At 48.0% G+C, this 25,782-nt stretch carries 20 protein-coding genes and 2 tRNA genes; 18 read left to right on the forward strand and 4 right to left on the reverse strand.

Features of this window, described 5'->3' with window-relative positions:
- The first annotated feature begins 392 nt into the window (after positions 1-392).
- Complete coding sequence (carA, locus tag AB8599_RS02535) at positions 393-1,532, forward strand: glutamine-hydrolyzing carbamoyl-phosphate synthase small subunit (protein WP_407332245.1); 1,140 nt, start codon at positions 393-395, stop codon at positions 1,530-1,532.
- 16 nt (positions 1,533-1,548) lie between these two features.
- Entirely contained in the window at positions 1,549-4,785 is a 3,237-nt protein-coding gene (carB, locus tag AB8599_RS02540) for a carbamoyl-phosphate synthase large subunit (RefSeq protein WP_407332246.1), read from the forward strand.
- 124 nt (positions 4,786-4,909) lie between these two features.
- On the opposite strand, the gene dacB is transcribed toward carB, so the two are convergent.
- On the reverse strand, positions 4,910-6,325 hold the full coding sequence (gene dacB, locus AB8599_RS02545; RefSeq protein WP_407332247.1) for a serine-type D-Ala-D-Ala carboxypeptidase: 1,416 nt from the start codon (positions 6,323-6,325) through the stop codon (positions 4,910-4,912).
- A gap of 101 nt (positions 6,326-6,426) precedes the next feature.
- The gene (locus AB8599_RS02550; protein WP_407332248.1) at positions 6,427-7,413 is read right to left on the reverse strand and encodes a porin; all 987 of its coding nucleotides are present in this window, start codon (positions 7,411-7,413) and stop codon (positions 6,427-6,429) included.
- 509 nt (positions 7,414-7,922) lie between these two features.
- Here AB8599_RS02550 and greA point away from each other — a divergent pair.
- Positions 7,923-8,396 carry a transcription elongation factor GreA gene (gene greA / locus AB8599_RS02555; protein ID WP_407332249.1) on the forward strand — a complete coding sequence of 158 codons (474 nt, stop codon included), beginning with the start codon at positions 7,923-7,925 and terminating at the stop codon, positions 8,394-8,396.
- Positions 8,397-8,474: 78 nt separating this feature from the next.
- On the opposite strand, the gene yhbY is transcribed toward greA, so the two are convergent.
- On the reverse strand, positions 8,475-8,771 hold the full coding sequence (yhbY, locus tag AB8599_RS02560) for a ribosome assembly RNA-binding protein YhbY (protein ID WP_016961668.1): 297 nt from the start codon (positions 8,769-8,771) through the stop codon (positions 8,475-8,477).
- Positions 8,772-8,901: 130 nt separating this feature from the next.
- Between yhbY and rlmE the strand changes: the two genes are divergently transcribed.
- The 15 genes from rlmE (at position 8,902) to nlpI (ending at position 24,834) form a co-directional block, all read left to right on the forward strand.
- Positions 8,902-9,531: a 23S rRNA (uridine(2552)-2'-O)-methyltransferase RlmE gene (gene rlmE, locus AB8599_RS02565; RefSeq protein ID WP_407332250.1), complete on the forward strand. Its 630-nt coding sequence runs from the start codon at positions 8,902-8,904 to the stop codon at positions 9,529-9,531.
- Between the two features lie 50 nt (positions 9,532-9,581).
- Entirely contained in the window at positions 9,582-11,534 is a 1,953-nt protein-coding gene (gene ftsH, locus AB8599_RS02570; protein WP_407332251.1) for an ATP-dependent zinc metalloprotease FtsH, read from the forward strand.
- An 86-nt stretch (positions 11,535-11,620) separates the two neighbouring features.
- Positions 11,621-12,472 carry a dihydropteroate synthase gene (gene folP / locus AB8599_RS02575; protein ID WP_407332252.1) on the forward strand — a complete coding sequence of 284 codons (852 nt, stop codon included), beginning with the start codon at positions 11,621-11,623 and terminating at the stop codon, positions 12,470-12,472.
- The gene (gene glmM, locus AB8599_RS02580; protein ID WP_407332253.1) at positions 12,469-13,806 is read left to right on the forward strand and encodes a phosphoglucosamine mutase; all 1,338 of its coding nucleotides are present in this window, start codon (positions 12,469-12,471) and stop codon (positions 13,804-13,806) included. Before folP ends, glmM begins: the two co-directional genes overlap by 4 nt.
- A gap of 213 nt (positions 13,807-14,019) precedes the next feature.
- On the forward strand, positions 14,020-14,358 hold the full coding sequence (gene secG / locus AB8599_RS02585) for a preprotein translocase subunit SecG (protein ID WP_407332254.1): 339 nt from the start codon (positions 14,020-14,022) through the stop codon (positions 14,356-14,358).
- Between the two features lie 10 nt (positions 14,359-14,368).
- Positions 14,369-14,455: transfer RNA gene (locus AB8599_RS02590), tRNA-Leu, on the forward strand.
- Between the two features lie 72 nt (positions 14,456-14,527).
- Positions 14,528-14,604 (forward strand) — tRNA-Met (locus tag AB8599_RS02595).
- 170 nt (positions 14,605-14,774) lie between these two features.
- Positions 14,775-15,230 carry a ribosome maturation factor RimP gene (rimP, locus tag AB8599_RS02600; protein ID WP_407332255.1) on the forward strand — a complete coding sequence of 152 codons (456 nt, stop codon included), beginning with the start codon at positions 14,775-14,777 and terminating at the stop codon, positions 15,228-15,230.
- Between the two features lie 21 nt (positions 15,231-15,251).
- Entirely contained in the window at positions 15,252-16,739 is a 1,488-nt protein-coding gene (gene nusA, locus AB8599_RS02605; RefSeq protein ID WP_407332256.1) for a transcription termination factor NusA, read from the forward strand.
- A gap of 21 nt (positions 16,740-16,760) precedes the next feature.
- Positions 16,761-19,457: a translation initiation factor IF-2 gene (gene infB / locus AB8599_RS02610; protein WP_407332257.1), complete on the forward strand. Its 2,697-nt coding sequence runs from the start codon at positions 16,761-16,763 to the stop codon at positions 19,455-19,457.
- 84 nt (positions 19,458-19,541) lie between these two features.
- Positions 19,542-19,934, forward strand: a complete 393-nt coding sequence (gene rbfA, locus AB8599_RS02615) for a 30S ribosome-binding factor RbfA (protein ID WP_407332258.1) — start codon at positions 19,542-19,544, stop codon at positions 19,932-19,934.
- Positions 19,934-20,881: a tRNA pseudouridine(55) synthase TruB gene (gene truB / locus AB8599_RS02620; protein ID WP_407332259.1), complete on the forward strand. Its 948-nt coding sequence runs from the start codon at positions 19,934-19,936 to the stop codon at positions 20,879-20,881. Before rbfA ends, truB begins: the two co-directional genes overlap by 1 nt.
- A 144-nt stretch (positions 20,882-21,025) precedes the next feature.
- Positions 21,026-21,295, forward strand: coding sequence for a 30S ribosomal protein S15 (rpsO, locus tag AB8599_RS02625; RefSeq protein WP_407332260.1), 270 nt, complete (start codon positions 21,026-21,028; stop codon positions 21,293-21,295).
- Positions 21,296-21,717: 422 nt separating this feature from the next.
- A complete protein-coding gene (pnp, locus tag AB8599_RS02630; RefSeq protein ID WP_407332261.1) occupies positions 21,718-23,847 on the forward strand; it encodes a polyribonucleotide nucleotidyltransferase in 2,130 nt (709 codons plus the stop codon).
- 84 nt (positions 23,848-23,931) lie between these two features.
- Complete coding sequence (nlpI, locus tag AB8599_RS02635) at positions 23,932-24,834, forward strand: lipoprotein NlpI (RefSeq protein WP_407332262.1); 903 nt, start codon at positions 23,932-23,934, stop codon at positions 24,832-24,834.
- A gap of 77 nt (positions 24,835-24,911) precedes the next feature.
- Here nlpI and AB8599_RS02640 read toward each other — a convergent pair whose 3' ends face one another.
- Positions 24,912-25,778 (reverse strand): U32 family peptidase, encoded by an 867-nt coding sequence (locus AB8599_RS02640; RefSeq protein WP_407332263.1) that lies wholly within the window; start codon positions 25,776-25,778, stop codon positions 24,912-24,914.
- Positions 25,779-25,782 lie beyond the last annotated feature (4 nt).

Raw genomic sequence — 25,782 nt, forward strand, 5'->3', positions numbered from 1 at the left:
CCTTTGGCTTGTGTTTTACAGCCTTATATGTAATTACCGCACTATGATCGCCAAAAGTGAGGCTTAAGTGGTATCATGTAAACGGTTGCGGAGTGAGCTGGTTGTGTTTTTGTCACTGCGAGCGCTGGGGGCTTGAAATTGTTAACTCAATAGATGCAAAACCGCTTAGTTACAGAGGTTAAGTCTGTCTTTTATTGGTTTGATGCGTCAAATGCCACCTATTGGTTATAAGTGATATTCTTTTTCCCACTCCTTGTTGACACTTTCGACTGCAATATCTAAAATGCGCGCAATTTGTCTAAATTCCGCTTTGCGGAACCAGGCATTTCTATGGAATGACTTAATGCAAAACTATCTATTTTTTTTGCATTTATATTTATTTGGAGGTTGTCTTGAGCAAGTTTGCGCTCTTAGTCCTAGAAGATGGGACTGTATTCCACGGTGAATCCATCGGTGCTGATGGAACTGCTGTTGGTGAAGTTGTTTTTAATACCTCGATGACGGGGTACCAAGAAATTCTCACTGACCCGTCCTATTCCCAGCAAATTGTTACTCTCACTTATCCCCACATTGGCAATACCGGTACGAATACCGAAGACGAAGAATCCTCCAAAATCCACGCTCAAGGCCTGGTCATCCGCGACCTTCCGCTTATTGCTTCAAACTTCCGCAGTCAGCAATCTCTTTCTGATTACTTAAAATCTCAAAACATCGTTGGCATCGCTGAAATCGACACCCGTAAGTTGACTCGTCTGCTGCGTGAGAAAGGCGCACAGAATGGTTGTATCGTTGCAGGTGACAGCATTGATGAAGCGCTAGCGCTTGCCAAAGCAAAAGACTTCCCAGGCTTGAAAGGCATGGATCTGGCAAAAGAAGTGACCACTGCTGAAGCATATGAGTGGAAGCAAGGCTCATGGACACTGGAAGGTGGCCTGCCAGAAGCGAAAGATGACAGCGAGTTGCCATACCACGTAGTGGCATATGACTTTGGTGCGAAGCGCAATATCCTTCGCATGTTGGTTGACCGAGGCTGCCGCTTGACGGTTTTACCAGCGCAAACGTCGGCAGAAGAAGTACTGGCCATGAACCCAGATGGCGTGTTCTTGTCGAATGGCCCTGGTGACCCAGAACCATGTACTTATGCCATTGAAGCAACAAAAGTATTCTTAGAAAAAGGTCTCCCAATTTTTGGTATCTGTTTAGGCCACCAAATCCTGGCACTGGCAAGTGGTGCAAAAACCGTGAAGATGAAGTTTGGTCACCACGGCGCCAACCACCCAGTGAAAGACTTGGATCGCAACGTAGTGATGATTACGTCGCAAAACCACGGTTTTGCTGCAGATGAAACCACGCTTCCTGAAAATCTACGTGCTACTCACGTATCGCTATTTGATGGCTCTTTGCAAGGTATCCACCGCACAGATAAGCCAGCCTTTAGCTTCCAAGGGCACCCTGAAGCGAGCCCAGGTCCGCACGATGCGGCCCCACTGTTCGACCACTTTATTGAACTTATCAAGCAACACAGCGCGTAATCCGGAGTAGCATAGAATGCCAAAACGTACAGACATTAAAAGTATTCTTATTCTGGGTGCAGGCCCAATCGTTATCGGTCAAGCATGTGAGTTTGACTATTCAGGTGCGCAGGCGTGTAAAGCACTGCGTGAGGAGGGTTACCGCGTTATTTTGGTTAACTCGAACCCTGCAACCATCATGACTGATCCAGAAATGGCGGATGCGACCTACATCGAGCCAATTCAATGGGAAGTAGTGCGCAATATCATCGCCAAAGAGCGACCAGATGCGGTACTGCCTACCATGGGTGGTCAGACTGCACTGAACTGTGCACTGGATTTGGAAAAACACGGCGTACTGGCTGAGTTCGGCGTAGAAATGATTGGCGCAACGGCGGATGCGATTGATAAAGCAGAAGACCGTTCACGTTTTGACAAGGCCATGAAGTCCATTGGTTTGGAATGCCCAACAGCAGATACAGCGAAAACGATGGAAGAAGCTTATAAAGTTTTGGACATGGTTGGTTTTCCTTGCATCATCCGTCCTTCATTCACCATGGGCGGAACCGGCGGCGGTATCGCGTACAACAAAGAAGAGTTCGATGAAATCTGTCGTCGTGGCTTGGATCTTTCTCCTACCAACGAGCTTCTTATTGATGAATCTTTGATTGGTTGGAAAGAGTACGAGATGGAAGTTGTTCGTGACAAAAACGACAACTGTATCATTGTATGTGCGATTGAAAACTTCGATGCCATGGGTATCCACACGGGTGACTCCATTACCGTTGCACCGGCACAAACCCTGACGGACAAAGAATATCAGCTGATGCGTAACGCATCACTGGCGGTTCTTCGCGAAATCGGCGTAGAAACGGGCGGTTCGAACGTACAGTTTGGTATTAACCCGAAAGATGGCCGCATGGTTATCATCGAGATGAACCCACGTGTATCTCGCTCTTCAGCGCTGGCATCAAAAGCGACCGGTTTCCCAATCGCGAAAGTGGCAGCAAAACTGGCTGTAGGCTTCACCCTTGATGAGCTGATGAATGATATTACTGGTGGTGCAACCCCAGCTTCATTCGAACCAACCATCGATTACGTTGTGACTAAAATCCCTCGCTTTAACTTCGAGAAATTTGTGGGCGCAAATGACCGCCTGACCACACAGATGAAATCTGTGGGTGAAGTGATGGCGATTGGTCGTAACCAACAAGAATCACTGCACAAAGCATTGCGCGGCCTAGAAGTTGGCGCGACAGGCTTTGATGAAATGGTCGATCTGGACGAGCCAGATGCGATGACCAAAATTCGTCATGAACTAAAAGATGCAGGCGCAGAACGTATCTGGTACATCGCGGATGCATTCCGTGCAGGTATGTCTGTAGACGGCGTGTTCAAGCTGACTAACGTTGACCGTTGGTTCTTGGTTCAAATTGAAGACATCGTCAAAATCGAAGCCGAAGTGAAAGAAAATGGCTTCGCGGGTCTGAACAAAGACGTGCTTCGTAAGCTGAAGCGTAAAGGCTTTGCTGATGCTCGCCTGAGCAAATTGCTTGGTGTGAGTGAAAGCGAAATTCGCAAGCTACGCGACCAGTATGATATCCACCCTGTGTACAAGCGTGTTGATACCTGTGCAGCAGAGTTCTCGTCTGATACCGCCTACATGTACAGCACCTATGACGACGAGTGTGAATCGAACCCAACTGATAAAGACAAGATCATGGTCTTGGGCGGAGGTCCAAACCGTATCGGTCAAGGCATTGAGTTTGACTACTGTTGTGTGCACGCATCATTGGCGCTGCGTGAAGATGGCTACGAAACCATCATGGTTAACTGTAACCCTGAGACAGTATCTACCGATTACGACACGTCAGATCGCCTTTACTTTGAACCTGTTACGCTTGAAGACGTACTGGCGATTGCGCGTGTTGAAAAACCAAAAGGGGTTATCGTTCAGTACGGTGGTCAAACACCGCTGAAACTAGCTCGTGCACTAGAAGCGGCAGGTGTACCAATCATTGGTACTAGCCCTGATGCCATTGACCGCGCAGAAGACCGTGAGCGTTTCCAAGCGGCAGTTGACCGTCTTGGCCTGAAAACGCCAGAAAACGCCACCGTAACAACGATGGAGTTGGCGATTGAGAAGTCGAAAGAGATTGGCTTCCCATTGGTTGTTCGTCCTTCTTACGTGTTGGGCGGCCGCGCAATGGAAATCGTTTATGACGAGAGCGATTTGCGTCGCTACTTTGCTGAGGCAGTGAGTGTTTCTAACGAATCCCCGGTACTGCTTGACCGTTTCCTTGATGACGCGACAGAAGTCGATGTGGATGCAATCTGCGACGGCGAGCGTGTGGTTATCGGCGGTATCATGGAGCACATCGAGCAAGCGGGCGTTCACTCAGGTGACTCTGCATGTTCATTGCCAGCATACACTCTGAGCCAAGAGATTCAGGATGAAATGCGTCGTCAAGTTGAGAAGCTAGCACTTGAGCTAGGCGTTCGTGGCTTGATGAACACACAGTTTGCGGTAAAAGATGGTGAAGTATACCTGATTGAAGTGAACCCACGTGCTGCTCGTACTGTACCGTTTGTGTCGAAAGCAACCGGCGCACCTCTGGCAAAAATTGCCGCGCGTGTAATGGCTGGTCAATCACTGGAGTCACAAGGTTTCACGCAGGAAATCATTCCGCCGTATTACTCTGTGAAAGAAGTGGTGTTGCCATTTAACAAGTTCCCTGGTGTTGACCCACTGTTAGGCCCAGAAATGCGCTCAACGGGTGAAGTGATGGGTGTGGGTGATACTTTCGCAGAAGCGTTTGCGAAAGCGGATCTGGGCTGTGGTAAATCCTATTCCGACCAAGGTCGCGCACTGCTGTCTGTTCGTAATAACGACAAGCAACGTGTTGTTGACCTCGCGGCCAAGCTTATCAAGCTAGGTTTTGAGCTTGATGCAACACACGGTACAGCAGTTGTGCTTGGTGAAGCGGGTATTAACCCTCGTTTGGTGAACAAGGTGCATGAAGGTCGCCCTCATATTCTTGACCGTATCAAGAATGGTGAATACAGCTACATCATCAACACCACGGAAGGTCGTCAGGCGATTGAAGATTCGAAAGTACTTCGTCGCGGCGCACTGGCTGAGAAAGTGAACTACACCACCACGCTAAATGCAGCATTCGCAACCTGTATGGCTCACACGGCAGCAGACCTGTCTAAAGTGAACTCGGTACAAGAGTTGCACGCTCGCGTAGCAGAGAAATACGGTAAAGCGTAACCCTCTCATACACGATACAAAGTTATAACCAATGAGCCGGCATCAAGCCGGCCTAGATAACCTCCTTGCCCGCCTTACTTAGGCGGGCTTTTTTGTGCCTGATCGATACACAAAAATGGGGTCTCTAAGGAGTAGTCAGACTAGACGTAAGCAGCGCTTGATACAGCTCTCGTTCAAATTGGGTGATCGGGCTTGCAACATTGCTGGGGCGATCATCCGATGCGGGAATGTGGTAGTTAGTGACAAGCTGAACCACCAGGATATCTTGGCCTTTGTCATTTTTCAGTATGCCCGCCAGGTTATAGCTACCATACAGAGAGCCTGTTTTCGCTGTCAGCTTATTTTTGAGCGGCGCATTGCGAACACTGCTGCGATACTTCAATGTGCCATCCACCCCTGACACAGGCAACATGGCCATCACGCCGAGATCGGGATGAGAATAAACGTATTGGATGACATCCATCAATTGCGCGGCGGTCATGCGATTGTTGCGAGATAATCCTGAGCCATCGACGATGACTGCCGCAGTGAGGTCAAGGTTTGCCTGTTCTTTCAGTATGGCTTTGATCGCCGCCGCCCCATTGCTGAATGAGCCAGCTTGATCAAAGTAACGATGACCTAACGTTTTAAGTATATTGTCGGCAATCAAATTGTCGGAGCGTTTGAGCATGGTATTTAGCAGCGTATCGCGTGGCTCAGATTTGTGCATGGCAATAAACGTGCGCTTGCCGCTCGGTGCGCCGATTCGAATTTTTCCTTTCACAGAGATAGCCGCTCTTTTAAGCTCGCTTGCGAGTACATCCGTCATGTATTTCTGCGGGTTCTGCACAGCGAACTTAAGGGGAAGTGGGCTAGTGCGGTGTGCTAAGCAACCACTTAATTGATAGTGGTTGTTGTTGTCATAGTGAAGCTCTAAATCGCAATGTTGGTCTTTCTGCTGATCGTTGGTCAGCGCCAATGCATCGGTGCCTATCTTTATCGGTTGGTGTTCGGGCACAAATACGCGAGTTTGGCGTTTATCTTTTTCACTGTAGATAGAGCCCTGCACGCAGTTTCGCTCCAGTGTTATAGCGGAAGAAGGAGCACTGTAACAAACACCTAAAATATCCCATGGCCAACCAACAGCACGTTCATATCCCGTAAATATTTCACCATCCAGCCATACATCACCACGAATTTGACGAATGCCTTTGGCCTTTAGGGCACTGACGAGCAACTGCAAATCTTTGCGTTTCAGCGTGGGGTCGCCATCAAACTTAAAAACAATGTCTTTGCCTGATTGAAGCACTTTGGTTTCAAAGGCGAAATCTTGAGGAAGGTAAAGTGATGCAGCCAGAGCCGTCACGACTTTTTGTGTGCTGGCGGGTGGCAACAAAATGTCATCATCACGCCCAACGATTTGCTCGCCGCTGTTGGCGTTAAACACCGAAAGTGCAAGCTGGCTACCAGCGGGAAGCATCGCCTCAATGTTATTGAGTGGAACGGAAAAGGCGGTGATCGAGAAAAGAGAAGAAACGATCAGAGAAAGGATGCGCACCATAAGAAGTTCCCGCAATGAAGGAAGATTCAGTATGGTACAAAAAACGCCTACTCGGAGGTAGGCGTTTTTGATACTGATTTAAGTAAAGAACTTAAGTCAGATTAGAAATCGTAGCGTAGGCCGAATACCAATTGGTCTTCTGCATCTTTCTTGGTTTTAACTTCGTTTGCATCAAGCAGGTTGAAGTTGTAAGACGTGTACGCACGGAAGTTGTCGTTGAAGTAATGCGTCGCATCGATTGCGATTGCATCGTAGGTGTTTGACTTGTCAGAACCTGCTTTCTCTTCTGCTTTGTTGTAAGTAGTAGAGAAAGTGGTTTGGCCCATGGTGTAAGCAGCAGCAAATTCGTAGCCAGTCAGGTCAGTGGTTTGGCCTGCTTTCTTCTCTTCGCCATCTTTGTAAAGTGCAGCAACGTAGATGTCACCCATGGTGTAAGAAACGGCAGCTTCGATTTGGCTCTCTGCTTTTGCCTGAACAGCTTTTTTATCAATGACAACTACAGCATCTTTACCTTGGTCAGCGTAACCTAGACCCATTGCTAGGCCGTTTTCCATTGCGTATACCGCACCCATAGAGTAACCGCCGTCAACAATCAGCGTACCATCAAGTGCTTCAGTTTCGCCAACGTAGTTTGCTTTAACCGTCAGGCCGCCAAACTCACCCATGTAAGCCAGGTTGTTTTGGATACGGTCAGCAACAGCGATCTTAGAGCTCGCGCCAGCGCCGTGGTATGCCATGATATCGGTGAAATCAGTGATCATGCCCAAAGAGCCGTCAGTTTTACCGTAAGCCATTTTACCGAATTCAGTGCTGATACCAGCAAAGCCGTAACGTACTTCGTCTTCAGTCGTGGTGTATTCGTGCTCGAAGAAACCAAAACCGTAAACGTTTTCAGCAATTTCGGTTTGGCCAAGGATGTTCATACGTGCACGGCTTTTGTCATCCATGTCACCATCAACAAGCAGTGCACGTGCTTCGATACGGCCACCGATAGAAAGGCTAGACGTGCCGTCGTTAAAAACTTCAGCAGCAGAAACAGAAGTAGACGCTACAGCAGCAACAGCAAGTGCAATTAACTTTTTGTTCATTTTGTTGTCCTTTATAAGATTATGATTTTCGAGATGTAATCTCCAAACATCTCGATGCCTTGTTTGTAACCGCTCCCGAAATGCAACCGTTAGTAAAACGATCAAAAAACAAATAGAAAACATTGTTTTTTATTCGCGTTCAAATGTGAAAGCTTATTTTTATCAGTGTGTTACTGCTATTTTGGTAAGTTCCGTTATGCGTGTTTGTTTTAGGTTTTTTTTGTTTTTTTATTTTCCTAAACATTTGTTTTTGTTCTTGTTTATGTGAGGTGCGTCGAGGAAATATTGTGTGGCATATGTAGAGCAGGTTTTAGGTGGCAAGTGTTTGTTTATACGGACGCCCCACAGGAGCACTCATGCACTTGCGCGACCAAAATCGTAGGTGACCAAAGCAATTAACTTGTTTACACTGAGGTATCAATATTTGTTTTCCGCGCTCATACCTTTGCTTGGGCGGGGTTTTGTTATTGCCAAAACACAAGGTTTTGGACACAGAGGTAATGTCATTTATGGATAAGGTACCCATGACCGTTCTTGGCGAGCAGCAGCTTCGTACAGAGCTAGCTCGCCTACTGAAACGTCGTCCAATTATTACTCAGGCGATTGGTGAAGCGAGAGAACTTGGCGATCTCAAAGAGAATGCTGAGTATCACGCAGCACGTGAAGAGCAGGGCATCTGCGAAGCACAAATCCGCGACATTGAATACAAGCTTTCCGTGGCGCAGGTTATCGATATTTCGAAAATCCCTAACAACGGAAAAGTGATCTTCGGTTCTACAGTCACCTTGATTGATATCAACACTGACAATGAAGTGACGTATCAGATCGTGGGCGATGACGAAGCTGACATTAAGAAAAATCTGATTTCTGTTAATTCGCCGATTGCGCGTGGATTGATCGGTAAAGAAGAAGGTGACGAAGTCTCAATCACGACCCCTGGCGGCGTGAAGGAATTTGAAATCGACAGTGTTAAGTACGCATGATACGAAAAGTCTAGCGGGGAAAACTGTTAGCGAGTATTACAAGTACAAAAACACAGAAGGCCGCTAAGCGGCCTTCTTTTATTTGCGTGGTAGTTCGATTTTACGCTCTTGGCTTTGACGATATAGAACAAGCACTTTACCAATGACTTGGACTTTCTCTGCCTTAGTTTCACGAACAATTGCTTCTACAATCAGGTTCTTAGTGTCGCGGTCTTCAGACGCAACTTTAACCTTGATCAGTTCGTGGTGATCGAGAGCGATTTCAATCTCAGCAAGCACGGCTTCTGTCAGGCCATTGGCACCCATCAGAACGACAGGTTTAAGATTATGTGCCAGACCTTTTAGATACTGCTTTTGTTTTGTGCTTAGATTCATGTTGACTCGATTTGTTGTTTTATCGGGGTTGAAAACGTGACATTCTACCGCCATCTCTAATCAAACTGAACAAATATCCCTCTAAACCGTCCGTTTGAAGTTAACGGCTGAATTAAGGGCTAGGTAAAACATGAGCAAAAAGAAACACTCAGCGAGTTCTGGCCGTTGGTTGAAAGAACATTTTGATGATAAATATGTTCAAGAAGCCCAGAAAAAAGGCTTTCGTTCCCGTGCAATTTTTAAACTTGATGAAATCCAAGGTAAAGATAAGTTATTGAAACCTGGTATGACAGTCGTCGATTTGGGGGCAGCCCCTGGGGGTTGGTCTCAATATGCTGCTGAACAGGTCGGAGATAATGGGCAGGTGATTGCCTGTGATATTCTTCCTATGGATTCCTTGCCGGGTGTCAGTTTCCTGCAAGGGGATTTCCGTGAAGAGGCGGTACTAAACGCATTGCTAGATCGTATCCAGCCAGATATGGTGGATGTAGTGATGTCAGATATGGCACCAAACATGAGCGGTAACCAAGCGTCAGATCAACCTCGTGCTATGTATTTGGTTGAGTTGGCGTTAAGTATGTGCCAAGAAGTTTTGGCTCGTGATGGCGCATTTATTGTGAAAGTTTTCCAAGGCGAAGGCTTTGATCAATATTTGGCTGAAGTGCGTAAAATGTTTAAAGCGGTCAAAATCCGCAAACCAGACTCCTCCCGTGCGCGCTCGCGTGAGGTCTACATTGTGGCTACAGGTTATAAACTGTAGTAGTCTACTATTATTACTAAAATATCCGCGGGGCTAACACCTTGAGTGACATGGCAAAAAACTTGATTTTATGGCTGGTTATCGCTGTTGTTCTGATGTCTGTGTTCCAGAGTTTTGGACCAGGCGACAGCGCGGGCCGTCAAGTCGACTACACAACGTTCGTCCAAGAAATAGGACAGGATAAACTACAGGATGTACAGTTCGATAATCGCGAACTGAAAGTGACGCGTCGTGATGGCACGAGCTATGTCACCTACATGCCTGTTATGCAAGATCCTAAGCTTCTGGATGATTTGATTAACAGTAAAGTTCAGGTTCGCGGTACGCCACCTGAAGAACCAAGCATTCTTGCTTCTATTTTCATCTCTTGGTTCCCAATGCTTCTGCTCATTGGTGTATGGATATTCTTCATGCGTCAGATGCAAGGCGGCGGCGGCAAAGGTGCAATGTCTTTTGGTAAGTCTAAAGCTCGTATGATGAGTGAAGACCAAATCAAAACAACGTTTGCAGATGTTGCTGGCTGTGATGAAGCTAAGGAAGACGTGAAAGAGCTGGTGGATTACCTGCGTGATCCAAGTCGCTTCCAGAAACTCGGTGGTAAAATACCGACGGGTGTTCTGATGGTCGGTCCTCCAGGTACGGGTAAAACGCTATTGGCAAAAGCCATTGCGGGTGAAGCCAAAGTTCCGTTCTTCACTATTTCGGGTTCTGACTTCGTTGAAATGTTCGTTGGTGTCGGCGCATCTCGTGTGCGTGACATGTTCGAGCAAGCGAAAAAAGCGTCACCATGCATCATCTTTATCGATGAAATTGACGCCGTCGGCCGTCAACGTGGTGCAGGTTTAGGTGGTGGACACGACGAGCGTGAACAAACCCTTAACCAGATGCTGGTTGAAATGGATGGCTTTGAAGGTAACGAAGGTATCATCGTTATCGCAGCGACTAACCGTCCAGACGTTCTTGACCCAGCGCTATTGCGTCCCGGGCGTTTTGACCGTCAGGTTGTCGTTGGTCTACCGGATGTTCGCGGTCGTGAGCAGATCCTAAAAGTTCACATGCGTAAGGTGCCATTGGGTAGCGACGTTGAAGCATCGCTGATTGCACGCGGCACACCTGGTTTCTCTGGTGCAGATTTGGCAAACCTGGTTAACGAAGCAGCGTTGTTTGCAGCCCGTGGTAACAAGCGTGTTGTGTCGATGACTGAATTCGAATTGGCCAAAGACAAAATCATGATGGGCGCTGAGCGTAAGTCCATGGTATTGACTGAAGAGACGAAAGAATCGACGGCTTACCATGAAGCAGGCCACGCAGTAGTGGGGCGTCTTGTTCCTGAACATGACCCTGTCTACAAAGTGTCAATCATCCCACGCGGCCGTGCCTTGGGTGTGACCATGTATCTGCCTGAAACAGATCGTGTGAGCATGTCTCGTTTGCACCTTGAATCGATGATTTCAAGTTTGTACGGCGGTCGTTTGGCGGAAGAGATTATCTACGGCGTTGATAATGTTTCAACGGGTGCATCGAACGACATCGAGCGTGCGACCGATATTGCTCGCAAGATGGTCACTCAGTGGGGCTTCTCTGAGAAGCTAGGTCCGTTACTTTACGCTGACGACGAAGGCGAAGTGTTCCTTGGTCGCTCTGTGGCTAAGTCGAAGCACGTTTCAGATGAAACAGCACGTCTTATCGATAGCGAAATTCGTCAGTTGATTGACCGTAACTATCTACGTGCACGTAAGCTCATCGAAGAAAATATGGATATCATGCATGCAATGAAAGATGCATTGATGAAATATGAAACGATTGATGCGGGTCAAATCGATGATTTGATGGAGCGACGCCCTGTGCGTGAGCCTGCAGGTTGGAGTGTTGCCGATGTTGATAATTCGGATAACACCCCGAAAAAACCGGATGCAGAAGCAACATCAGATGTTCCGCCTTCCTCTGACAATCTGGAATCAGGCAATAAGCCAGTTGACCCAGACAAGAAATCGGAAGCGTAATTGAACCATCTTGACGCAAAACCCCGAATTCATTCGGGGTTTTTCTTTTGTCTGCTATAAATTCTCGAACCGAACAAAGTCCACTCATGAAACTCATCTGCAAATCCAAAGTGCTCGACCTGTCCACGCCTCAGGTGATGGGAATCCTCAATGTAACGCCTGACTCTTTTTCCGATGGCGGTAAATTCAACCAGTTAGATGCAGCCTTGTTCCATGCTGAAGCGATGTTATCGGCTGGAGCGACTATTCTCGATATTGGCGGTGAGTCGACGCGACCAGGTGCAGCTGATGTGTCTGAAGATGAAGAATTATCTCGGGTCGTGCCAGCCATAGAAGCGATCCGCACACGTTTTGACTGTTGGATTTCAATTGATACCAGCAAAGCAAATGTGATGCGTGAAGCAACGATTGCTGGTGCTGATCTGATTAATGATGTGCGAGCACTGCAAGAAGAGGGGGCTCTTCAAGCCGCTGCGAGTGCAGACGTGCCCGTGTGTTTAATGCACATGCAAGGCCAGCCTCGCTCGATGCAATCAAACCCAACGTATACACATCTACTTGGTGATATTCACCAATTTTTCGAACAACGTATTGCGGCTTGTGAAATCGCAGGAATAGCGAGAGATAAGCTGATCCTAGACCCCGGGTTTGGGTTTGGTAAAACACTGATGCACAACTATCAACTGCTTGCTCAGTTGGACGATTTCCATCGTCATGGTTTGCCAATACTGGCCGGCATGTCGAGGAAGTCGATGATTTTTAAACTTTTGGATAAAGCGCCTACCGATGTTATCGGAGGCAGTTTAGCTTGCGCCACCATCGCTGCAATGAAAGGGGCTCAGATCATTCGCGTTCATGACGTGAAAGAGACCTCTGACGTTGTTCATGTCGTCAACATGATGAACGAAGCAGCGGCTTTATTTGGAGAAACAAAATGAAAGAACGTAAATATTTCGGCACCGACGGTGTGCGCGGCAAAGTGGGTGAATTCCCAATCACGCCAGATTTCATTATGAAGCTTGGCTGGGCAGCAGGGCGTGTATTGAGCCAGCAGGGCACGAAAAAGGTCTTGATTGGTAAAGACACGCGCATCTCTGGTTACATGCTGGAGTCCGCACTTGAAGCTGGCCTTTCTGCCGCTGGCCTTCAAGCTGCGTTTACGGGGCCTATGCCAACGCCAGCGATTGCCTATCTCACTCAAACCTTCCGCGCCGAAGCAGGGATCGTGATTTCTGCGTCTCACAATCCTTATTACGATAACGGCATCAAATTCTTCTCATCAGAAGGTACCAAGCTACCGGATGCGATTGAGTTGGCCATTGAAGCTGAGTTGGAAAAACCGCTGACCTGTGTCGAGTCCGCGCAACTGGGTAAAGCGAAGCGAATTGTTGATGCAGCAGGTCGTTACATTGAATTTTGCAAAGGTACTTTCCCATCTGAAATGAGCCTCAAGGGCATGAAAATTGTGATTGACTGCGCCCACGGCGCAACTTATCACATCGCGCCTTCTGTATTCTCTGAGTTGGGTGCGGATGTGATTGCTATGGGTGTCGAACCTAACGGGATCAATATTAACGCCGAAGTGGGTGCAACTGATGTACGCGCCCTTCAAAAACGCGTGGTCGAAGAAGAAGCGCTTCTTGGTATTGCGTTTGATGGCGACGGTGATCGCGTGATCATGGTTGACCACGAAGGCAGCAAAGTGGATGGCGATCAGATTGCGTATATCATCGCACGTGAGTCTTTGCGTCGTGGTGAGCTTAAAGGCGGTGTCGTGGGCACACTGATGACCAATATGGGCATGGAAGTGGCGCTGAAAAACCTCGGCATTCCGTTCACCCGCGCTAAAGTCGGTGACCGTTATGTCATGGAGCAGCTGCTCGAAAAAGGCTGGAAAATTGGCGCTGAAAATTCAGGTCATGTGATTCTGCTGGATAAAGTCACCACGGGTGACGCTATTGTTGCGGCGTTGCAAGTATTGGCTAGCATTGTTGGCACAGGCATGGATTTGAAAACACTGTGTGATGGCATGAGTATGTTCCCACAAGTGCTAGAAAATGTGCGTTTCAAAGGCACTAGCGACCCGCTAGAATCTGAAGCCGTGTTAGCGGCAAAAGCGTCTGTTGAGGCCAAACTGGGTGATACAGGTCGCGTGTTACTTCGTAAGTCGGGCACTGAGCCACTGATCCGTGTCATGGTAGAGGGCGAAAATGCTGAAGCTGTTCAAGCCTACGCGCTAGAAATTGCAGATGCTGTTAAGGCTAACTGCTAATCGAGCTAGCTGCTGATTTATAAAACGACGTTGGGCGAGAGAGACGGTTTGGTTAGAAGATGTGCAAACGGGATGAAAAGTGCTGTTTTTTTGCATTTTTCTCTTGTTTCACCTGCTGGCATTCGTTAGTATTCTCTCGCTCCCAACGATGGGAGTTGCGCTAGTGAACTTAAATGTCAGCTGGCTCAACAATTTGGAACATAGGTGGAACCCATGTACGAAATTCTACTTGTGATTTATCTGTTGGCCGCGCTCGGTGTTATTGGCCTGGTTTTGGTTCAACAAGGTAAAGGCGCAGATATGGGAGCCTCTTTCGGGGCTGGGGCATCAAATACTGTATTTGGCTCTGGCGGCTCTGGAAACTTTCTGACCCGAATGACTGCGATATTCGCAACTGTATTCTTTATACTTAGCCTTGTGCTGGGTAACTTAACATCTCACCAAATCCAAACGGGTAGTGAGTATGAAGACCTGAGCGTTCCTCTTACAGAGCAAACTCAGGCAGGTGATGTTCCTGCTACGACAAGTGGCAACAGCGACATCCCTAACTAAGAAAAGATTTGCCGAGGTGGTGAAATTGGTAGACACGCTATCTTGAGGGGGTAGTGCCTGTATAGGCATGCGGGTTCAAGTCCCGCTCTCGGCACCAATTTAAAATCCCTATTAGGGTTCACAGTACTTGTATTAGTGTGTGAGGCGACGTTATAATGTCGCCATCGGACGCGGGGTGGAGCAGTTTGGTAGCTCGTCGGGCTCATAACCCGAAGGTCGTCGGTTCAAATCCGGCCCCCGCAACCACTTCCACGGTGATTGTTTAGTGAGACCAAAACAGTCGCTGGTCATGGGAAACCATGGCACAAGGGTCCAGTTGCATTAAACCCCGAGATTCGGGGTTTTTTGTTATCTGAAGATGACCATTCGAACGGATAACTGGGCTTTTTAGCCCTTTTTTTATTTCTGGGGTTTGTATGACAGGACTAGAAAAACAGCTTTTCGCTATGCTTGAAGCGCCTGTAGCAGCGTTGGACTATGAGCTTGTAGGGCTTGAATTTGTTCGCGCTGGGCAGCACTCAACCCTTCGGATCTTTATCGATCATGAGAATGGTATTACGGTTGAAGACTGCGCAGAAGTGAGCCGTCAGGTTAGTGCGGTTATGGATGTCGAAGATCCAATTACTGTGGCTTACAATCTCGAAGTTTCATCTCCGGGTTTAGAGCGACCACTTTTTAACGCTGCACATTACCAGCGTTTTATCGGCCACGAAGTCAACATAGTGCTCAAAATGGCTATGCAAAACCGCCGCAAGTGGAAGGGCAATATCCTTTCCGTCGAAGGCGAGACTGTCACCATCACTGTCGATGGCAACGAAGAAGCGTTCGCCCTGAGCAATATCGCCAAGGCAAACTTGGTTCCTTCATTTTAAGCTTAGATGAGGCATTAGTTCATGAACAAAGAAATCTTGGCTGTCGTAGAAGCGGTATCCAACGAAAAAGCAGTTCCTCGCGAGCGCATTTTTGAAGCGTTGGAAACAGCGCTGGCAACGGCCACGAAGAAAAAATACGAAGCAGAAATCGAAGTGCGCGTTGTTATCGACCGCAAAACTGGCGAAGTCGAAACTTTTCGTCGTTGGTTGGTGGTTGACGAAGTCACCATGCCAACTCGCGAAATCACTTTAGAAGCAGCGAAATTCGATGATGAATCGCTAGAGCTTGGTGATTACGTTGAAGATGACATCGAATCTGTCACATTTGACCGCATTACCACGCAAACCGCGAAACAAGTTATCGTACAAAAGGTACGTGAAGCTGAGCGTGAGCAAGTGGTTGAGCAGTTCATGGACAATGAAGGTGAGCTGATCACTGGTGTGGTTAAGAAAGTTAACCGCGACGTCATTATCGTTGATCTGGGCAATAACGCAGAAGCGGCAATCCAACGTGACGACCAATTACCACGTGAAAACTTCCGCCCAGGCGACCGCGTGCGTGGTTTGCTGTATGCTGTGCGTCCAGAAGCGCGCGGTTTCCAATTATTCATGACTCGCTCTAAGCCTGAAATGCTGATCGAACTGTTCCGCATTGAAGTGCCAGAAGTTGGCGAAGAAATGATTGAGATCATGGGCGCAGCCCGCGATCCTGGCTCACGTGCAAAAATTGCCGTGAAGACAAATGACAAGCGTATTGACCCTGTTGGTGCGTGTGTTGGTATGCGCGGCGCGCGTGTTCAAGCTGTTTCAGGTGAACTTGGCGGCGAACGTATCGATATCGTTTTGTGGGATGATAACCCTGCACAACTTGTTATCAATGCGATGGCACCAGCGGAAGTAGCGTCTATTATCGTAGACGAAGATACCCACACCATGGATATCGCTGTCGAAGCAGACAACTTAGCGCAAGCTATCGGTCGTAACGGTCAAAACGTACGTCTTGCATCTCAACTTACGGGTTGGGTACTGAATGTCATGACAGTTGATGATCTTAAAAAGAAACACCAAGAAGAAGCGGGCCAGTCTATTGAACTGTTCAGCAAGCACTTGGATATCGACGAAGATTTCGCAGCAATGTTGGTTGAAGAAGGTTTCACCACATTGGAAGAGGTCGCTTACGTACCAGCTGCAGAGCTGATGGAAGTCGACGGTCTTGATGAAGATACTGTTGAAGAACTGCGTAGCCGTGCGAAAGAAGCACTGACCACTATCGCACTGGCGAAAGAAGAAATCCTTGACGGTGCAGAGCCCGCTGAAGACCTATTGGGTCTGGAAGGTTTGGAGCGTGATATGGCGTTCCGCCTAGCAGCAAAAGGCATCTGTACATTGGAAGATCTGGCCGACCAAGGCACTGACGATCTTCTTGATATCGAGGAAATGGATGAAGTTAAAGCGGGCGAGCTTATTATGGCCGCGCGCAATATTTGCTGGTTCAGCGACGAAGCTTAAGCGCAGCAAAGGAGGAGCAGAATGTCAGAAGTTACAGTTAAAGCACTGGCGAGCGAGATCGATACGCCGGTAGATCGTTTGCTTAAGCAATTTCAAGATGCCGGTATTCAAAAATCGGCAGAAGACAGCGTAAGCCAAGATGAGAAGCAAACTTTGCTTACTCACCTGAAACGTGAGCACGGCGACGATGGTAGCGCTCCAACTCGACTGACGTTACAGCGCAAAAAACGCAGCACATTGAGTGTTTCAGGTGCTGGCGGAAAGAGTAAGGATGTTCAGGTAGAAGTACGTAAAAAACGCACCTACGTGAAGCGCAGCGACCTCGAAGAACAACGTGTAGCGCAGGAAGCAGCACAACGTGAAGCTGAAGAAGCAGCACAGCGAGAGGCTGAGGAAAAAGCCCGTCGCGCCGCTGAAGAAGCAGCCAAGCGAGAAGCCGAAGAAAAAGCAAAACGTGAAGCTGAAGAGAAAGCTAAGCGCGATGCGGAAGAAAAAGCACGCATTGCGGCTGAAAAATCCAAAGCGTTGAACGAGACCACAGAAGAAAGAGCGTCTCGTGAAGCTGCAGAGTCGCAAGCAAAAAATGAAGCTGATGAACTCAAGCGTCGCCAGGAAGAGGAAGCCAAGCGTAGAGCTGAAGAAGAAAGTCAGCGCCAGCTAGAAGAGGCACGCAAAATGGCAGAATTGAATGAAGAGCGTTGGAGTAAGCAAGAAGTGGTAGCAGATGTAATGGAAGCAACCGATCATCACGTTACAACTTTCCAACATGCACGCGAAGCAGAAGACGAAGCGGATCGCCGCCAAGAAGCAGCACCACGTCGTCGCAAGAAGAAAAAATCAGCACAAGACAAAGACGACTCATCTGCGAATCGTGGACGTGGCGGTAAAGGCGGCAAGCTGAAAGGCCGTATGGCTAAGCCAACCTCGATGCAGCATGGTTTCCAGAAACCAGCACAGAAAGTTAACCGTGACGTAGAGATCGGCGAAACGGTAACTGTTGCTGAACTGGCTAACAAAATGGCAGTTAAAGCCACTGAAGTTATCAAGACCATGATGAAGATGGGTGCAATGGCAACCATCAACCAAGTTATTGACCAAGAAACTGCAGCACTGGTTGCTGAAGAAATGGGTCACAAGGTTGTTCTTCGTAAAGAGAACGAACTTGAAGAAGCGGTTATGCTGGATCGTGATGACAGTGCAAAACGTGAACCACGTGCACCTGTTGTTACTATCATGGGTCACGTTGACCACGGTAAAACATCGCTACTTGATTACATTCGTAAAGCGCACGTTGCTTCTGGCGAAGCCGGTGGTATTACCCAGCACATTGGTGCATACCACGTTGAAACTGAAAACGGCATGATCACCTTCTTGGATACTCCAGGACACGCAGCGTTTACATCAATGCGTGCACGTGGTGCTAAAGCAACGGATATCGTTGTTCTGGTTGTTGCAGCGGACGATGGCGTAATGCCGCAAACTATCGAAGCTATCCAGCACGCAAAGGCGGCCGATGTGCCACTTATCGTTGCTGTGAACAAGATCGATAAAGAAGCTGCTGACCCAGATCGCGTGAAGAATGAACTGTCTCAGCACAATGTTATGTCTGAAGACTGGGGCGGCGAAAACATGTTCGTTCATGTTTCTGCTAAACAAGGTCTTAACATTGACGAACTGCTTGAAGCAATCTTGCTGCAATCAGAAGTGCTTGAGCTTGAAGCCGTACGTGACAGCATGGCGAGCGGTGTGGTTATCGAATCACGTCTGGACAAAGGCCGTGGCCCAGTTGCTACTGTTCTTGTACAAGAAGGTACGCTGAAAAAAGGCGATATCGTTCTTTGTGGTCTTGAATATGGCCGTGTTCGTGCAATGCGCGATGAGAACGGTAAAGACGTTGAAGAAGCTGGCCCGTCTATCCCTGTCGAAATCCTGGGTCTATCAGGTGTTCCTTCTGCAGGTGATGAAGCGACTGTTGTTCGTGATGAGCGTAAAGCGCGTGAAGTTGCTCTTTACCGCCAAGGTAAATTCCGCGACGTTAAACTGGCTCGCCAGCAGAAAGCGAAACTGGAAAACATGTTCTCTAACATGGCTGAAGGCGAAGTGTCTGAGCTGAACATTGTACTGAAAGCTGATGTACAAGGTTCTGTTGAAGCAATCGCTGATTCACTGGTTAAGCTTTCTACTGATGAAGTGAAAGTGAAGATCGTGGGCTCAGGTGTGGGTGCAATCACCGAAACTGATGCTGTACTTGCTGCTGCGTCAAACGCGATTCTGGTAGGCTTTAACGTTCGTGCTGACGCTTCTGCGCGTAAGACAATTGAAGCTGAAAGCTTGGATCTACGTTACTACTCAGTGATCTACGCTCTGATTGATGAAGTGAAACAAGCGATGAGCGGTATGCTTGCGCCTGAGTTCAAACAAGAAATCATGGGTCTGGCTGAAGTGCGCGAAGTCTTCAAATCACCTAAGATTGGTGCAATTGCAGGCTGTATCGTGACGGAAGGTACCATCAAGCGTAACAACCCAATCCGCGTTCTGCGTGATAACGTTGTTATTTATGAAGGCGAGCTAGAGTCACTGCGTCGCTTTAAAGATGACGTAAACGAAGTTGCCAAAGGCTACGAGTGTGGTATCGGCGTTAAGAACTACAACGATGTTCGCCCTGGCGACCAAATCGAAGTATTCGAAATCGTTGAAGTGAAACGTACCATCGAGTAATAGCTACCTGTAACAGGTTGTTTATAAACACCATGGGGGGAAGTGCTAAGCGCTTTCCCCTATTCTTTATCAGAGAAGAGAGTTATGGCCAAAGAATTTAGCCGTACACAACGCGTTTCACAGCAAGTGCAAAAAGAAGTCGCACTGATCCTGCAACGCGAAATTAAAGACCCACGCATTGGCATGGTTACCGTGTCAGGCGTAGATGTATCTCGTGACCTTGCGTACGCCAAAGTACACGTGACCTTTTTGACCACGGGCGATCAAACGCCAGAAGCGGGTTTAGAAGCGTTGAACGAGCAGGCATGGTATGTCCGTACCTTGCTTGGTAAAGCCATTCGCCTGCGTATTACACCTGAAGTGATCTTCGTCTTTGACCAATCACTGACAGAAGGTATGCGTATTTCGAACCTGGTCACCAGTGCTGTTAAATCAGATGAAGCGCGCCGCGCAGATGTTGATGGGGAAGAAGAGTAATGGGTCGTCGTCCACGTCGTCGCGGACGTCCTGTTGACGGGATTGTTCTGCTGGATAAACCAAGCGGTATTACTTCCAATGGTGCTTTGCAGGAAGTGAAACGCATTTTCTTCGCAGAAAAAGCGGGTCACACCGGCGCACTTGACCCATTGGCAACAGGTATGCTGCCAATTTGTTTTGGTGAAGCGACCAAGTTTTCCCAGTTTTTGCTCGATTCCGACAAGCGTTATGTTGTTGTTGCCAAACTAGGCGAGCGCACGAACACGTCTGATTCTGATGGTGAAGTGGTGCAAACCCGTGACGTTAACGTCAACGTAGAGCAGCTTGAAGGCCTCATTGCTGGTTTCCGTGGCGAGACAATGCAAGTGCCTTCAATGTTCTCAGCGTTGAAATATGAAGGCAAACCGCTTTACGAATATGCGCGTGCGGGTATCGAAGTGCCTCGCGTAGCGCGTAAGATTAATGTCTACGAAATTTCCCTGTTACGCTTTGAAGGCGACGAAGTGGAAATGGAAGTACATTGCTCTAAGGGCACGTATATTCGAACCATCGTTGACGATCTTGGCGAAATGCTAGGCTGTGGCGCGCACGTGATTGCGCTTCGCCGCATCGGTGTCTCGCGCTACCCTATCGAGAAGATGGTAACGTTGGAACAGCTGGAAGCACTGCTTGAGCAAGCGCGCGAGCAAGAAGTCCAGCCACGTGAGTTGCTTGATTCTCTTTTGTTGCCTCTGGATACAGCGGTACAAGATTTGGATGAAGTGAATTTGCTTCCCGCTGTAGCAAGTTACGCATTGCAAGGTCAGGCGGTACAAGCGTCAAACGCGCCTTCTGAAGGTCAAGTACGCATGACCGTTGGTGAAGAACGTACCTTTATTGGTGTTGGTGAGATTGATGCTGATGGCCTGGTTGCTCCTCGCCGTTTGGTGAATGCTCGCCCACAGTAAACTTGTTCGCAATGAAAAAATATTTGGTGGAAGCTATATCGATTGCCTTATTGGGGGAAGCGCTGTAGAATCCGCCGCTCGGGTGTCTGGCTGAATCAGAGATTGGCTGACACAAATTTAACCTTTTACATTTAGGAATAGACTATGTCTCTGAATGCAGAAACTAAAGCAGCAATCGTTGCTGAATACGCTCAAGGCACTAACGACACTGGTTCTCCAGAAGTTCAAGTAGCGCTTCTTACTGCTTCTATCAATCACCTACAAGGCCACTTCGCTGAGCACAAAGGTGATCACCACAGCCGCCGCGGTCTGCTGCGCATGGTTTCACGTCGTCGTAAGCTTCTGGATTACCTGAAGCGTAAAAACGCTGACCGTTACCTAGAAGTAATCAAGCGTCTAGGTCTGCGTCGCTAATAAGCCTCTGGCTTTTATGCAATGCATACCGAAAAGGAGCCCTCGCGGCTCCTTTTCTCGTTTTTTGCCCTCACCTTTTGTTGCATCTCAACTAAGCTTCGTTCGAGAATTTTTGAGCTTATGCCTTTCAATACTGCGTTTTGACTCGTTTTAATTAATCGTGTTGCGCTATCCCTTGAGCATAACCCCAGTAATTCTTGCCGAAACATGCATCTTGCGACAGTTTGGGTATATAATATTGGCGCTTTCTCTGGCTTCGCAGTCTACGAAGTCGACCATCAGGTCGCGACTATTGAGAACACTCTATTGCCGTTTTCCTTCAGCAAGGAAATATCGAGTTTTGTCATTAGTCGCGATTGGTGAAGCCATTGAAAATAAAGTGACTCGCACTAAGTAAGTGCAAATAAAACAAGGAATTACACGTGAATCCAATCGTAAAGACATTCCAGTACGGTAACCATACTGTAACTTTGGAAACTGGCGTTATGGCTCGCCAAGCAACGGCTGCTGTTATGGCAAGCATGGACGACACTTCAGTATTTGTAAGTGTTGTTGGTAAAAAAGCGGCAGTAGAAGGCCAAGACTTCTTCCCGTTGACGGTTAACTACCAAGAGCGTACTTACGCTGCAGGTAAAATCCCTGGTGGTTTCTTCAAGCGTGAAGGTCGTCCTTCTGAAGGTGAAACACTGACGTCACGCCTGATCGACCGTCCAATTCGTCCTCTGTTCCCAGATGGCTTCAAAAACGAAGTTCAAGTTATTGCAACTGTGGTTTCTGTAAACCCAGATGTAAACCCAGACATCGTTGCTTTGCTTGCGACGTCTGCAGCTCTGGCTATTTCTGGTCTGCCATTTAACGGCCCTATCGGTGCTGCGCGCGTTGGTTTTGTCAATGATAAGTTGGTCCTGAACCCAAGCAACACTGAGCTTGAAACTAGCCGTTTGGATCTGGTTGTTGCAGGTACTGAAGGCGCGGTTCTGATGGTTGAATCAGAAGCTGACCGTCTAAGCGAAGAGCAAATGCTGCAAGCGGTTGTTTTTGGTCATGACCAACAGCAAGTTGCGATTCAAGCGATCAAAGACTTCGCTGCTGAAGTGGCTACCCCTGCTTGGGATTGGGCTGCTCCAGAAGTCAACGTAGAACTGAAAGCACGTGTTGCTGAACTGGCCGAAGCGCGTCTGGTCGAAGCGTACCAGATCACCGAAAAAATGGCGCGTTATGCGCAAGTTGGTGAAATCAAGCAAGGCGTTATCGCTCAAATGAGCGAAGAAAATGACGATCTAAACGTTCGTGAAATCCAAGGTATGCTGGGCAGCCTAGAGAAGAATGTTGTTCGTGGCCGCATCATCGCGGGCAACCCACGTATCGATGGTCGTGAAAAAGACATGGTTCGTGCGCTAGACGTACGCACTGGCGTTCTGCCACGTACACACGGTTCGTCTTTGTTCACCCGTGGTGAAACTCAGGCACTGGTTACGGCAACCCTTGGTACGAAACGAGATGCTCAAATCATCGATTCGATCACTGGCGAGCGTACTGATCACTTCCTGCTGCACTACAACTTCCCTCCATACTGTGTGGGTGAGACTGGCTTTGTTGGTTCACCTAAGCGTCGTGAAATCGGCCACGGTAAACTGGCGAAGCGTGGTATTGCAGCGGTAATGCCTTCGCAAGATGAATTCCCGTACACTATTCGTGTGGTTTCTGAAATCACTGAATCAAACGGTTCGTCTTCAATGGCGTCTGTATGTGGTACGTCTTTGGCTCTGATGGATGCAGGTGTTCCAATCAAGAAATCTGTTGCGGGTATCGCAATGGGTCTTGTGAAAGAAGACAATGACTTCGTTGTTCTGTCTGACATCCTTGGTGATGAAGATCACCTTGGCGACATGGACTTCAAAGTAGCGGGTACTGATGACGGTGTGACTGCGCTGCAGATGGACATCAAAATCGAAGGTATCACTAAAGAGATCATGGAAATTGCACTGAACCAAGCTAAGGGTGCGCGTCTGCATATCCTAAGCGTGATGGATCAAGCAATCTCTGCAGCTCGTGACGATATCTCTGAGTTCGCGCCACGTATCCACACCATCAAGATCAACCCAGAGAAGATCAAAGATGTGATCGGTAAAGGCGGTGCAGTTATCCGTGCGCTGACTGAAGAAACTGAAACCACCATCGAAATCGAAGATGACGGTACAGTGAAGATCGCAGCAACAGATGGCGACAAAGCGAAAGCGGCTATTGCACGCATCTTAGCGCTGACGGCTGAAGTTGAAGTAGGCCGTATCTACACGGGTAAAGTAACGCGCATCGTTGACTTCGGTTGCTTTGTGTCTGTTATCGGCACCAAAGAAGGTCTGGTTCACATCTCTCAAGTTGCGGACAAGCGCATTGAGAAAGTGTCTGACTTCGTTGAGCAAGGCCAAGAAGTTCAAGTTAAGGTTCTGGAAATCGACCGTCAGGGTCGTATCCGCCTGAGCATGAAAGAGGCAGTAGAGCAACCTGTTGCCGCTGAAACTGACGCTCAGCCAGAAGCTGACGCGGAATAAGTTACACTATTGCGATAAACGCGGTATAAAAAGGGGGGCTATTGCCCCCTTTTTGTTTTTCTGTTTTTCAGGAGAGATGCGCTAATGCGAAATATGAGATGGCTGCCGTTGATCATTGTTGGGTCGTTGCTACTGCTTTCTGGCTGTGCTACGTCTACCTCAGTGAAAAACACACAACCTTGGCATTATCTGCCGATGGCAGTGCCATTGCAGTCAACCACGCAACAGGAAGTACAGCTAGCGCGAATTGACCAAATTCTTCTTCGTGACGACATCACGGAGAAAGACAGGGCGCAGATTTATTACGAACGCGGCTTGATTAATGACAGCCTTGGGCTGCGCGATCTGGCACGTTTAGATTTTAATCGTTCTTTGTCTTACAACCCGGCACAGCCTGATGTTTTTAATATTCTCGGCGTGTATTTTACCCAAAGCGGTCTGTATGACGCTGCGTATGAAGCCTTTGACTCGACCTTAGAACTGAACGAGGGGCATCAGTATGCCGAGCGTAATCGTGGCATTGCGCTTTATTACGGCGGTCGATACGACCTTGCTGTACGTGATTTGCAGAAACACTATCAAGACAATGAGAACGACCCTTATCGTGCAATTTGGCTCTATTTAGCTGAGTTGGAAAAAGAGGGAAGCGAACAAGCCACGCAAGCCTTTAGAGCGCGTTACCAAGCCTCAGATAAACAGGATTGGGGGTGGCAGCTAGCCAGGCTGTATTTGAACGATATCAGTGAACAAGCCTTCTTTAATGAAATAATGAATACCAGCGTCGATAATTCCCAATTAGCAGAACGACTATGTGAAGGGTATTTTTATCTCGCAAAGCGCTATCAGTCTCAGGGTGATTTAGGCTCAGCTGTGGCGTTATATAAACTGGCCATGGCGGGTAATGTGTACGATTTCGTCGAGCATCGTTACTCGATGTTGGAATTGAGTCGTATCGCGCAACAGTTAAGCGAACAACCTGCTACCTAATCGGGTCATGATGCCTGTGACAGAAAAAGAGCCGCATTGCGGCTCTTTTTACGTTTAGTGGTTATAAACACAAGGAACTATGAATGTGTCGCCATGCCTTCAATACTGTGCCAGTACCCATTGCAGTGATGGGTGCGGGGCGAAAAACCGGCATCACCACGTTTAAAGCCCGCCAGTACATCAATGGTGTCCACATGCTGAGGACTAATGCGTACAACATCGACAAGACCTTTCATGGAGGCCTGGTCAGCGCTTAGGTCGTAGCAGTAACCGGATTGGGTTTGAATGCCGTTCAATGTAAACACCGCTTGGCCTTCTTGGCTTTTTACTTCTAGGCCTTGTGGGTAGTTAACACAACAAGTTTCGCATTTATCTTTAGGGCGGTTTTCAGCGCGGGCACTAAAACAGCGGGCTGAATAGGCTAATGGCAAATGACCATAGGAAAAGACTTCAACCTCAAACCTGTTGCGGATCCCCAGTATTTCAGCTTCAGCTAGGACTTTTTGCAGCCATTCTCGAGACAGCTCAACCGGCATGCACCAGCGTGTCATGCCTTTTTTCAGCAGCACGTGCAGTGCTTGTGCGTTGTAAAGGTTTAACGCAGGGCCAGCGACAAACGGCACTTTTTTTCCATGTGCCAGTTGAATCGCGGATACATCGTTAGCTTCAATAATGAACTCGCCATTATCGATGTAACTTTGCATCACCTTCACTTCGCTTGGTGCCTCAAGCAACGCCATGGTTGATAGTACGACTTGTTTACCCTGCTGAGCCAGTTCACGACCTAAATCCATCCAGTCAGCGGTGCGCATCTCTCTGCGTTTTGAACAAACCGTTTCACCAAGATAAACAATATCAGCATCGCTGTTCACGGCTTTTTGATAAAAGGTTTCAACGTCGTTTTTTGGCCAGAAATAGAGAAGTGGGCCAAGTGAATATTTCATAGGG

The organism is Enterovibrio litoreus, assembly GCF_045679545.1.
Lineage (GTDB): Bacteria > Pseudomonadota > Gammaproteobacteria > Enterobacterales > Vibrionaceae > Enterovibrio.

Excerpts from the sequence above, each read along its gene's own strand:
- carB (WP_407332246.1), top strand. The coding sequence starts at position 1,549 with ATGCCAAAACGTACAGACATTAAAAGTATTCTTATTCTGGGTGCAGGC.
- dacB (WP_407332247.1), bottom strand. The coding sequence starts at position 6,325 with ATGGTGCGCATCCTTTCTCTGATCGTTTCTTCTCTTTTCTCGATCACC.
- AB8599_RS02550 (WP_407332248.1), bottom strand. The coding sequence starts at position 7,413 with ATGAACAAAAAGTTAATTGCACTTGCTGTTGCTGCTGTAGCGTCTACT.
- greA (WP_407332249.1), top strand. The coding sequence starts at position 7,923 with ATGGATAAGGTACCCATGACCGTTCTTGGCGAGCAGCAGCTTCGTACA.
- yhbY (WP_016961668.1), bottom strand. The coding sequence starts at position 8,771 with ATGAATCTAAGCACAAAACAAAAGCAGTATCTAAAAGGTCTGGCACAT.
- rlmE (WP_407332250.1), top strand. The coding sequence starts at position 8,902 with ATGAGCAAAAAGAAACACTCAGCGAGTTCTGGCCGTTGGTTGAAAGAA.
- ftsH (WP_407332251.1), top strand. The coding sequence starts at position 9,582 with ATGGCAAAAAACTTGATTTTATGGCTGGTTATCGCTGTTGTTCTGATG.
- folP (WP_407332252.1), top strand. The coding sequence starts at position 11,621 with ATGAAACTCATCTGCAAATCCAAAGTGCTCGACCTGTCCACGCCTCAG.
- glmM (WP_407332253.1), top strand. The coding sequence starts at position 12,469 with ATGAAAGAACGTAAATATTTCGGCACCGACGGTGTGCGCGGCAAAGTG.
- secG (WP_407332254.1), top strand. The coding sequence starts at position 14,020 with ATGTACGAAATTCTACTTGTGATTTATCTGTTGGCCGCGCTCGGTGTT.
- rimP (WP_407332255.1), top strand. The coding sequence starts at position 14,775 with ATGACAGGACTAGAAAAACAGCTTTTCGCTATGCTTGAAGCGCCTGTA.
- nusA (WP_407332256.1), top strand. The coding sequence starts at position 15,252 with ATGAACAAAGAAATCTTGGCTGTCGTAGAAGCGGTATCCAACGAAAAA.
- infB (WP_407332257.1), top strand. The coding sequence starts at position 16,761 with ATGTCAGAAGTTACAGTTAAAGCACTGGCGAGCGAGATCGATACGCCG.
- rbfA (WP_407332258.1), top strand. The coding sequence starts at position 19,542 with ATGGCCAAAGAATTTAGCCGTACACAACGCGTTTCACAGCAAGTGCAA.
- truB (WP_407332259.1), top strand. The coding sequence starts at position 19,934 with ATGGGTCGTCGTCCACGTCGTCGCGGACGTCCTGTTGACGGGATTGTT.
- rpsO (WP_407332260.1), top strand. The coding sequence starts at position 21,026 with ATGTCTCTGAATGCAGAAACTAAAGCAGCAATCGTTGCTGAATACGCT.
- nlpI (WP_407332262.1), top strand. The coding sequence starts at position 23,932 with ATGCGAAATATGAGATGGCTGCCGTTGATCATTGTTGGGTCGTTGCTA.
- AB8599_RS02640 (WP_407332263.1), bottom strand. The coding sequence starts at position 25,778 with ATGAAATATTCACTTGGCCCACTTCTCTATTTCTGGCCAAAAAACGAC.